11 protein-coding genes are annotated in these 8,566 nt (G+C 43.2%); all 11 read right to left on the bottom strand.

Annotated features, from left to right (window positions below; translation table 11 throughout):
- Nucleotides 1-84 precede the first annotated feature (84 nt).
- The gene (locus I2E70_RS10275; protein WP_049485788.1) at nucleotides 85-684 is read right to left on the bottom strand and encodes a response regulator transcription factor; all 600 of its coding nucleotides are present in this window, start codon (nucleotides 682-684) and stop codon (nucleotides 85-87) included.
- A 1-nt stretch (nucleotide 685) separates the two neighbouring features.
- The gene (locus tag I2E70_RS10270) at nucleotides 686-1,783 is read right to left on the bottom strand and encodes a sensor histidine kinase (protein WP_070660832.1); all 1,098 of its coding nucleotides are present in this window, start codon (nucleotides 1,781-1,783) and stop codon (nucleotides 686-688) included.
- Nucleotides 1,780-2,520 (bottom strand): ABC transporter permease, encoded by a 741-nt coding sequence (locus I2E70_RS10265; protein ID WP_195424654.1) that lies wholly within the window; start codon nucleotides 2,518-2,520, stop codon nucleotides 1,780-1,782. The genes I2E70_RS10270 and I2E70_RS10265 overlap by 4 nt, the downstream gene beginning before the upstream one ends.
- Nucleotides 2,489-3,406: an ABC transporter ATP-binding protein gene (locus tag I2E70_RS10260; RefSeq protein ID WP_195424652.1), complete on the bottom strand. Its 918-nt coding sequence runs from the start codon at nucleotides 3,404-3,406 to the stop codon at nucleotides 2,489-2,491. The genes I2E70_RS10265 and I2E70_RS10260 overlap by 32 nt, the downstream gene beginning before the upstream one ends.
- A gap of 72 nt (nucleotides 3,407-3,478) precedes the next feature.
- A complete protein-coding gene (locus I2E70_RS10255; RefSeq protein ID WP_061591342.1) occupies nucleotides 3,479-3,670 on the bottom strand; it encodes a hypothetical protein in 192 nt (63 codons plus the stop codon).
- Between the two features lie 136 nt (nucleotides 3,671-3,806).
- The gene (locus tag I2E70_RS10250; RefSeq protein WP_023919327.1) at nucleotides 3,807-4,361 is read right to left on the bottom strand and encodes an SP0191 family lipoprotein; all 555 of its coding nucleotides are present in this window, start codon (nucleotides 4,359-4,361) and stop codon (nucleotides 3,807-3,809) included.
- A gap of 283 nt (nucleotides 4,362-4,644) precedes the next feature.
- Nucleotides 4,645-6,309: a DAK2 domain-containing protein gene (locus I2E70_RS10245; RefSeq protein WP_061591343.1), complete on the bottom strand. Its 1,665-nt coding sequence runs from the start codon at nucleotides 6,307-6,309 to the stop codon at nucleotides 4,645-4,647.
- A gap of 2 nt (nucleotides 6,310-6,311) precedes the next feature.
- Complete coding sequence (locus I2E70_RS10240) at nucleotides 6,312-6,677, bottom strand: Asp23/Gls24 family envelope stress response protein (protein ID WP_003004393.1); 366 nt, start codon at nucleotides 6,675-6,677, stop codon at nucleotides 6,312-6,314.
- Between the two features lie 142 nt (nucleotides 6,678-6,819).
- Entirely contained in the window at nucleotides 6,820-7,008 is a 189-nt protein-coding gene (gene rpmB, locus I2E70_RS10235; RefSeq protein WP_001140948.1) for a 50S ribosomal protein L28, read from the bottom strand.
- A 118-nt stretch (nucleotides 7,009-7,126) separates the two neighbouring features.
- On the bottom strand, nucleotides 7,127-7,822 hold the full coding sequence (locus I2E70_RS10230) for a LiaF transmembrane domain-containing protein (RefSeq protein WP_013904689.1): 696 nt from the start codon (nucleotides 7,820-7,822) through the stop codon (nucleotides 7,127-7,129).
- A 4-nt stretch (nucleotides 7,823-7,826) separates the two neighbouring features.
- Nucleotides 7,827-8,273: a LytTR family DNA-binding domain-containing protein gene (locus tag I2E70_RS10225; RefSeq protein WP_049505908.1), complete on the bottom strand. Its 447-nt coding sequence runs from the start codon at nucleotides 8,271-8,273 to the stop codon at nucleotides 7,827-7,829.
- Nucleotides 8,274-8,566: the final 293 nt, after the last annotated feature.

The raw sequence follows: 8,566 nt of genomic DNA, 5'->3' as shown, positions 1-8,566 counted from the left end.
CAGCCCTACTCAACTGTGCGGAGGTGGGACGACGAAATCGAATTCTAACGAATTACCGATTTCTGTCCCACTCTCTTTTCTTCCTTATAACCAACCCTTTTCTTGGGCAATTTTTGCTGCCTCAGTCCGGTTTTCCGCATCCAATTTGGTCAGAATGGTTGACATATAATTGCGGATGGTCCCGTTTGAGAGGAATAAGCGATCAGCAATTTCTTGGTTAGAAGCCCCTTTTGCGACTTCTTTTAAAACTGCCTTTTCTTGAGGGCTTAGAGGATTGGGATGGGTCAAAATCCCTTCCATTAATTCAGGCGAATATTCTTTTTGCCCTGCTAATACTGCATGAAGAGTCGCCATTAAATCTGTGATGCGACGTTCTTTCAAGACATAGGCATCAACTCCAGCCTTGAGGGCCCGCTCGAAATAGCCCGGCCGCTTAAAGGTGGTAACGATGACAACCTTGAGCTGGGGTTGTTGGCTTTTGGCCCATTCCAACACTTCTAGCCCTGTTTTGATGGGCATCTCAATATCTAGGATAGCAATATCAACTGGATGGGTTTCGAGTAAGCGAATAGCTTCTTGTCCATCGCCAGCCTGCAAGACATCTTCCACATCCTCTTGCAGGAGCAAGAGCTGACAGAGAGCATCGCGCAACATACTTTGGTCTTCAGCAACTAATAAGCGCATCTTATTTCCTTTCTTGATAGGGGATCCGTATTTCTATCCGGGTCGGCTTGTGTTGATGACTGATCTCCAGCTCTCCTCCCAACAAGGCAATCCGTTCGCGAATCGAGTGCAGGTCCTTGTCGGAAACTTTGTCAAAGCCGATGCCATTGTCTTCTGCGACCATTTCCACTCCTGTCTCGGTGGAGCGATAAGAGAGAAGAGCCTGCGTCGCTTTGGCGTGTTTGATCATATTGGTAGCTAATTCCAGAGATACCATGGCCAGAGCAGATTCTAGAATCGGAGAGATGCTGGCTGTATCAAGCTCATTTTGAATCTCCACTTTTACTTGCGCCACTTCCAGCATTTGCTTGACGGTTTCTAGCTCTCTTGCCAGGGTTCGCTGCTTCAAGTTCTCGACAATCTCTCGGACTTGGTGCATGGACTCTTGACTGATGGCTTGAATCTCTTGCACCTGCTCCTTAGCCTTCTCAACCTGGCCCAATGCCAAGAATTGATCAGCTAGGTCCGCCTTGACACTCAGCATGGCAAAGGTGTGTCCTAGACTGTCATGCAGATCACGGCCAATCCGATGGCGCTCGTTTTCTGCCAGCAAGAGATTGATCTGGGCGTTTTGCTTGGCATGGTCAGCTTTCAACTCTTCCATCATCTCAGCCCGGGCCATACTATAGGTCATAATCGCGATGAACAAGCAGATGATCAGTACAAAAAGCCAATCATTTTCTCTCATCTCCCTATTAAATAACAGGGCTCCAAAAAGGATCAGTAGTGATCCAACAGCCGTCCAAAGAAAGGGCGAGCGAAAATCGCGAATCCCTAAACGATAGAGCAAAATATTGCTCAGATAATAGTAAAACCAACAAAAGCTAGTTCCAACAAAAAAGGTATTTCCTGCAATATAAAGTAGAAGATAAATCCAAAAAAGCCAGGTCAGTTTCTTATTTTCAGTAATGAGGATTCCTAGATAGCTTATCATAAAGAAGATGGCTAAAAAGAAATGCCACCAGGGAATCTGCCCTAAGAAAATAGAAGCAAAGGGAAAGGCCATAAAGATTAAGCCTACGTAAAACATATGGTGAATATGTTTGAGTTTTTCAATCATGAACGAACCTCAGAATGACGACGATAGATGATAACAAGGGCAAACAAGACCAGGGTAAACAAGGTTAAATAGACACTCGTAAAGACATTAACCTGTCCCTTGTTTAAAAAGGTCTTAATCAGTTCCATCAATTGATAGGTTGGTAAGCATTTGCCGATGGCTTGCATCCATTCTGGAAAGAGACTAATCGGCATCCATAGCCCTCCCATGACAGCCAGTCCCATGTAAAGGAGATTACCTACAACAGACATCAATTGACTAGAAGGAAGCAGGGTCAAGACCAGACCGAGAGCCACAAACGCTAGGCTTCCTAGGATGAGAAGGAAGGCTCCTAAGATCCAATCCTGCAGGGGCATATTCACATGCCGCACCACATGGCCTACGGTAAAGACAACTCCAATCGATAGGAGAAAATCGACAAAGAGACCCACAACCTTTATTAGATAATATTCTACCATAGATACGGGGGTATGGCGCAAGACTTTTTGCCAATTATTGAGTCGATCGGTTTCAAGAACGGTTGGAAAAGAAAAGATAGCCGTAGACATCATGGAAAAAGCCGTCATGGACAAAAGATAATCCCTCATAAAGTGAGCGGGTGCCCCTGGCGTGTCCTGGTACATCCCTGAAAAGAAAAGATAAAAGGCCGTGGGCATCCCAATTGATAACAAGTAATAAATGGCTTGACGTCTGGTCAAATGCCACTCAACCACGCCAAGAGCTTTCATGCGTTTCATCTTCTCTACCTACTTCCTTTGTATTTTCAAAAATAGAATCCAATAAACTTCGATTGGTCACTTCGATCTCTTGGATCGAACAGCCTTCTTCTTGCAATTGCCTCCACAAGCGATTGGCATCGCGTGTCACAACCTGAAGGGCATCGGGTTTAATGACCACTTCACCAATACCTTCCATCTCTGCCACTAGAGCTTGGTAGCGTAGAGGTAGGGTGAAATGTTTTTCTACCTCTTCGCTTCTCATAGCGAGAGGTGTCGTATCCCGAAGCAAATGGCCCTGATGCAAGACCAGGATCCGATCAGCTGTATGTTCTACTTCCTCGATGTAATGCGAAGAATAGACAATGGTCACCCCTTCTTCCTTTAAATGCCCGACGATCTCCCAAAAGCGTTGGCGGGTGGACGTATCCATTCCAGCAGTTGGCTCGTCCAAAAACAAAAGACTCGGACAACCAATCAAGGTCAACACAAAGGATAAGAGACGCTTTTGCCCACCAGACAGCTTACTGGCTAATTGCTTCTTTTGTTCTGGAGTAAAACGCAATAGATCATCAATTTCTTCCCCTGTTAAGGGGTTGGGATAAATAGAGCGAAAGAAGTTGATCAGTTCTTGCACGGTTAACTTTTGAACGATTGCATTCTCTTGAGGGAGATAGGACACACTAGCCTTTAATCGAGGATGACCAGGAGCCTTCCCTTCTACTTCAATGATTCCAGAAGTCACTTTCATATCTCCCAGAAGACAGTTCATCAAGGTTGTTTTCCCAGCTCCGTTTGGCCCGATTAAGGCCAGACAATCCCCCCGTTCAACCGCAAAAGAAAGATCTTCTAAAATGACTTTTCCTTTGATGCTTTTGTTCAAGTTCTCTACTCTAATGACGCTCATGATACTCTCCTTTCAAGCAGGCTTGGCTAGCTGGAATGATGACAAAAACAACCAAGGTCACTCCCGTTTTTTTCACTGCTCCATTTCCTTTTTAACATCCTTGATCATTTTCAATCCTTCTTGAACCGCCCAGCTCATGATGCCAATCCCAGCAAATAATTCCCAAGGGAAATGGTAATAGAGACTATCATCCTTTGAAAAGATCAAATAGACGACCATCCCCACCACTGTTAACGTAAACACTTTATAGAACCATTGTTTCATTTTTCCTTACCTCTTACTTTCTGACTATATTATAGCGAAAGAAAATAACAGCCACTAGATAATTTTGTCACTCGCTCACATGACAAAAGTCACTAAAAAAAAGCCAAGTGACTTCACTCGACTTTTTCTATTCTTCTTACTGGCCTTCTTCTTTCATGCCATGCAATTTCAAGGCCTTGACCAAGGCATCTGCCTTCATGTTTTTCAAATCATTGAGACCAGCATCTTTGAAGTAAGAAATTTCTTCTAGAGACTTGGCATCAATTTGGTTGAGGTCAATCACACTGGTTGAGAGCAATTTTTTCTCTGGGGTGACTGTGTATTCCAAGCTAAAACCAGGAACGGTTTTTAACTTCTTGTAGTCTTCATTTTGCTCCAACAAAGCTTGAATGGCTGCTGTGAGCTCTTCAGGTGACTTCTCTGCTGCGATGGTCCCAAGTTGTTGGGGCAGATCGGCCGTCACTTCGATGCGAAGGTTTTCAACCTTATCTCCCTTAGACTTGATGATATCCCGGTGTTTTGTTCCATTGATATCTCCTACTAAGGTTGTGGTTTTTTCTTCATTTTTTACTTCTTTTTTAACAGAGGAACTGCTAGATGAGCTAGCGGTTGTAGTTTTCTTCGTTTGGGATTGCGAACAACCAGTCAATACCAAAATGGCTAGCCCAAGGGTTACAAAAAATTTCTTCATTTTTATAACTCTCCTTTCACATACTGATACCAGTATAACATATCGCGTCTTTCTTGTCTAAAAACTCCACTGCTCAAACCATTTCCCCCTCATTTCAAGCTTTTCCATTTGAATAAAAATCTGATGAATGTGAGACTTTTTGCAGAAACTCCTTTTTCTCACGAATAAAGCCTCAGTGGAGGGTTCACTTCAGTCTCAATCCCTCTGAATCACGCTGATTTCATAGGGAATCTCCTCATTTTTCTATATACAAAAAAGGTTCCGAAAGGAACCTTCTGTTCAATTATTCTACACTAAACAAGTATGGGTAGACTGGTTGGCCTCCTTGGTGGATTTCCACTTCTACATCCTCATACTTCTCAGCAAGGGCTTGGGCTAATTCGTTTGCCAACTCCTCACTGCCGTCTTCACCGACATAGATGGTCACAATTTCACTATCTTCATCCAACATATGAGCGAATGTTTCTTCCAAGGTTTCCAGCATATCTGGATTTGAAACAACGATTTTGCCATCGACCATTCCAAGATTATCATTTTCATGGATTTCAAGCCCATCAATAGTGGTATCGCGAACCGCTGTTGTCACACTACCAGACACAACATCGCCCAATGAAGCGCTCATGCGTTCGTAGTTTTCTTCGATCGACTTGCTTTCATCAAAGGCAAGAAGACTAGTCAATCCTTGAGGGATGGTCTTGGTCTCAACAACTGCTGCAGGTTGATCAATCACTTCTGCTGCAGATTGAGCAGCCATCAAGATATTTTTGTTGTTTGGCAAGATAATAATGTTGCGTGCATTCAACTCTTCAACCGCTTTGACAAAGTCTTCTGTTGATGGGTTCATGGTTTGACCACCAGAGATGATGTAATCCACTCCTTGCGCTTTAAAGATATCAGCCAATCCGTCACCCGCAACGACTGCGATGATGGCATATTCTTTTTCTTCAACTGGCTTCGCTTGGCGCTCTTCTTTTTCAACTTGCGCTTCGTGTTGGTTGCGCATGTTGTCGACTTTGACCTTGACCAAGCTTCCGTACTTAAGACCTTCTTGCATGACAAGACCTGGATCTTCTGTATGGACGTGAACTTTGACAATCTCATCGTCATTCACCACCAATAGGGAATCCCCAAGGTTGTTCAAATAGTTACGGAATTCATCGTAATCGAAGTCTTTGACATAGGTTGGACCTTGTTTCAAAGCGACCATGATTTCTGTACAGTAACCAAACTTGATGTCTTCAGTAGCCACATGACCAGCAACTGACTTGTGGTGCTCTGCATTGATCATTTCTGACATGGTTGCAGGTGTTGCTTGGAACTCTTCAGAAGCAATGAATTCACCTGTCAAGGCTGACAAGAATCCTTCATAGATGAAGACCAACCCTTGACCACCAGAGTCTACCACGCCAACTTCTTTCAAGACTGGCAACATATCTGGAGTCTTCGCAAGAGCTGTTTTAGCTCCTTCAAGAGCTGCACGCATGACTTCTACTGCATCGTTGGTAGATTCTGCTTTTTTCTTGGCCCCGATAGCTGCCCCACGAGAAACCGTCAAAATGGTTCCTTCAACCGGCTTCATAACGGCTTTATAAGCAACTTCTACACCAGACTGGAAGGCTGCTGCAAGTGCTGCTCCATCCAATTCTTCTTTGTCTTTGACACTTTGAGAAAATCCGCGGAACAATTGAGAAGTGATGACTCCTGAGTTCCCACGCGCACCCATCAAGAGACCTTTAGCGAAGATCCCTGCCGCTTCTCCAACAGTTGATGCAGAACGGTCAGATACTTCTTTGGCCCCATTTTCGATGGTCATTCCCATATTAGTCCCTGTATCTCCATCTGGTACAGGAAAGACGTTCAAAGAGTTTACATATTCCGCTTGTTTATTTAAGCGCGTAGCCCCCGCTTGAACCATTTCTTGAAATAAACTTGTAGTAATATTAGCCACGATTATTCTCCCACAATCTTGATATTTTGAATATAGACATTCACAGTATCCGTAGTGATTCCAAGTTGATTTTCCAAACTAAATTTCACACGTTCTTGAATATTTTTTGAGACTTCGCTAATCTTTGTTCCATAGCTCAAAACAGTGTAAACATCAACTGCGATAGTTCCTGCTTCCGTTGTTTTGACAACAACACCTTTAGAGAAGTTTTCTTTCCCTAGGAGGGCTTGGAAATTATCTTTGATCGCATTTTTGCTGGCCATTCCAACCACACCGAAGATCTCAGTAGCGGCACCGCCTACAACAGTTGCGATAACCTCATCAGTCAATTCAATTTGACCGTCCTTTGTATTGATTTTTACTGTCATAATTTCTACCTCAAAAGTATTTTATATTCTATTTTACCATAAAAGAGGTCAACTGTAAAAGGGTAGGGACTATTCTTCTCCCGCTGTGACAGCTGTCTCTAGAGAAAAAGAAAAGAACCTCTATGAGGTTCTATATTCTTTATTAAACGCGTTCTACTTTACCAGATTTCAATGCACGAGCTGAAGCCCAAACTTTTTTAGGTTTACCATCGATAAGGACAGTTACTTTTTGAAGGTTTGGTTTTACGGCACGTTTTGTTTGGTTCATAGCGTGTGAACGGTTGTTACCTGATACAGTCTTACGACCTGTGAAATAACATACTTTAGCCATTTCTGTGTTTCCTCCTATTAGATCTAATATAACGGATGTGCTAGCACCACATACCGTACTATATTACCAAAAAAAATCTCTCTTGGCAAGCTTTTGGCCAAAGTTTTTCATTTCAGACTTAAGAAAACGAATTCGCTCCGACATAGATAATTTCCAGATTTCCTAAGGAAACATCGCCCGTAATGTAGAAATCCTTGCTTGTCAGAGCACTTGGATTTTCCTGATGTTGGATCGCTGAGAGGGAATTATCCACATTTACATGGACACGCCAATCACTTGGTACATAGAGACTCAAACTTCCAAGGGAAACATCGACAACAAACTGAGCAGATGGACCCTCGATGCGGCAATTGTCAAAATAAACCGATGCTTCTCCCATACTCACATCTGCACTTCCGCGGGTAAAGTGTTGGTCATTGAGATATTTTGTCACTGTTGAAAAAGTGACATCAATGTCATTGCCATCCGACTTACTCATGGACCCAGCAGAATAGGAAGCTAGGCGGGCTTTTGTTTTCTTAGAGGGTTTAAACAAAATGTTGAGCCCAATCACAGCGAGAATTGAGGAAAGGATGACAACTGAATTTGAAACTGGGAGGAAATGGTATTGCCCATTGAGACAAAAGAGGGCTAAAAGTCCATAGATGAAGCCCCAACCAAAATGGCGTTTTAAGAAACTAGAGAGGGACAGAACGGCAAGCAAGGTAACCCAAGCTAAGGTCCAGATGCTGATGTCCCATTTTACAAAATAGCCCTGTAAAAGGATTAAGGCTGCTAAAAGGATTAAGAATACTCCAATTAATTTTTTTCTCATGATATTACCTCATTTCATTTAGTCGTTCTTTTAAGAGTTGATAGTAGCGTCTAGATACGTGAACCTGCTTATGGGTCTGGTAGAAATTGACCGTGCTGGTCCCTGAAAAAGACTTTTCTAGAGAATAGATCTGCTTTGCGTTGACAATGGTGGATTTGGAAATTCGACAAAAGGCGATGGGAAGTAGCTCCTCCAACTCATAGAGCTTCTGTTTGACCTCATAGGCCTCGTCCTTGGTGTGTCCAAAAATCTTCTCCCCGTCCGTCTCAAAAAAGAGGATAGATGCCAAATCCAGAAAATACTCACTTCGATCCTTGTAGAAGGCCAAAGGAGCGACCTTTTGTTCTAGGATTCTCTCTTGCAGCTGGGTCAATTCCGGGGTCAAGCGCGGAGCTCGAATCAAGATCTCAGGCTCATCCGTTGATGGATCCAATTCGATTCTAACTTTCATAAAACTCCTTTCCCAACGTTTTGATAGTACCATTATAACAGCTGTTGAAAACAAAACAAGGGCTTTTCAGTAAGTGGCACGTTTTGCCCATCAAGAGGTAGTTTTTGAGAAGTAAAGAGAGAGTGGGACAGAAATCGGTCATTCGTTAGAATTCGATTTCGTCGTCCCACCTCCGCACAGTTGAGTAGGGCTGTAAAAGCTGATGAAATCAGTGTAGTAGAGCCCACTCAACCACTGCGTCTTGCTCGACAATCCAAAAACAATTAAGAGGCTAGGACTTTTGTCCCAGCCTC

The sequence above is a fragment of the Streptococcus parasanguinis genome (genome assembly GCF_015556095.1).
In the GTDB taxonomy this organism is placed as follows: Bacteria; Bacillota; Bacilli; order Lactobacillales; family Streptococcaceae; genus Streptococcus; species Streptococcus parasanguinis_Q.
Note: the sequence above shows the minus strand (reverse complement) of the source record. Positions and strands in the feature narration are given on the sequence as shown.

What these genes read in the sequence shown, in the direction of transcription:
- rpmB (WP_001140948.1), bottom strand. Translation starts at nt 7,008, where the DNA reads ATGGCTAAAGTATGTTATTTCACAGGTCGTAAGACTGTATCAGGTAAC.
- I2E70_RS10265 (WP_195424654.1), bottom strand. Translation starts at nt 2,520, where the DNA reads ATGAAACGCATGAAAGCTCTTGGCGTGGTTGAGTGGCATTTGACCAGA.
- I2E70_RS10225 (WP_049505908.1), bottom strand. Translation starts at nt 8,273, where the DNA reads ATGAAAGTTAGAATCGAATTGGATCCATCAACGGATGAGCCTGAGATC.
- I2E70_RS10230 (WP_013904689.1), bottom strand. Translation starts at nt 7,822, where the DNA reads ATGAGAAAAAAATTAATTGGAGTATTCTTAATCCTTTTAGCAGCCTTA.
- I2E70_RS10260 (WP_195424652.1), bottom strand. Translation starts at nt 3,406, where the DNA reads ATGAGCGTCATTAGAGTAGAGAACTTGAACAAAAGCATCAAAGGAAAA.
- I2E70_RS10255 (WP_061591342.1), bottom strand. Translation starts at nt 3,670, where the DNA reads ATGAAACAATGGTTCTATAAAGTGTTTACGTTAACAGTGGTGGGGATG.
- I2E70_RS10270 (WP_070660832.1), bottom strand. Translation starts at nt 1,783, where the DNA reads ATGATTGAAAAACTCAAACATATTCACCATATGTTTTACGTAGGCTTA.
- I2E70_RS10250 (WP_023919327.1), bottom strand. Translation starts at nt 4,361, where the DNA reads ATGAAGAAATTTTTTGTAACCCTTGGGCTAGCCATTTTGGTATTGACT.
- I2E70_RS10240 (WP_003004393.1), bottom strand. Translation starts at nt 6,677, where the DNA reads ATGACAGTAAAAATCAATACAAAGGACGGTCAAATTGAATTGACTGAT.
- I2E70_RS10275 (WP_049485788.1), bottom strand. Translation starts at nt 684, where the DNA reads ATGCGCTTATTAGTTGCTGAAGACCAAAGTATGTTGCGCGATGCTCTC.